At 64.7% G+C, this 570-nt stretch carries 1 protein-coding gene; it reads left to right on the top strand.

What is annotated here, in order from left to right:
• Positions 1-165: 165 nt before the first annotated feature.
• Positions 166-513, top strand: coding sequence for a hypothetical protein (locus tag ACLD7X_RS18030; RefSeq protein WP_411425063.1), 348 nt, complete (start codon positions 166-168; stop codon positions 511-513).
• Positions 514-570 lie beyond the last annotated feature (57 nt).

Here is a 570-nt window from a genome sequence, read left to right as displayed (position 1 = left end):
GCTGGCTCATAGGCCCTTGGGGGCTTCTGGCCGGGACGCTTCTTGCCTCGGGCGTGCTGTTGCGGCGCGAGTTCCGGTCACAATCGCGCGCGGTCCTGCTGGAAAAGCAGGGCGACACGCAGACGTGACTCTCGTCATGCGGCGCGGACGGGCAGGCTGGACAGCATGAAACAGCTTGCTGCACTGATCCTTTTGGTCACCCCCGCGCTCGCCGAAGCGCCGGTGGTCACGGACGCCAGAACCACCGCCGAAAGTAACGGCTTCCGCTTCGATGTGACCCTTTCGCATCCGGATACCGGATGGGACCATTACGCGGATGCCTGGCGCGTGGAGACGGTCGATGGCACGGTCCTTGGCACCCGCGAACTGGCGCATCCGCATGTCGATGAACAGCCCTTTACCCGCAGCCTGTCAGGTGTCGTCGTGCCCGAGGGGATCACCCAGGTCGTCCTGCGAGCCCGCTGCAATGTCGACGGTTGGTCGGAAGAGGTCTTCACGCTGACCCTGCAATGAGGGCCTAGGCACTCGTCTGGGGAGGTGGCAAGAGGGCGATCTTGCCTGCGACGGTCT

The organism is Aphanothece microscopica RSMan92 (genome assembly GCF_046613545.2).
Classification (GTDB): domain Bacteria; phylum Cyanobacteriota; class Cyanobacteriia; order PCC-6307; family Cyanobiaceae; genus NIES-981.
The sequence above is the reverse complement of the archived record's forward strand: the minus strand, read 5'-3'. Positions and strand labels throughout refer to the sequence as shown.

Excerpts from the sequence above, each read along its gene's own strand:
- ACLD7X_RS18030 (WP_411425063.1), top strand. The coding sequence starts at position 166 with ATGAAACAGCTTGCTGCACTGATCCTTTTGGTCACCCCCGCGCTCGCC.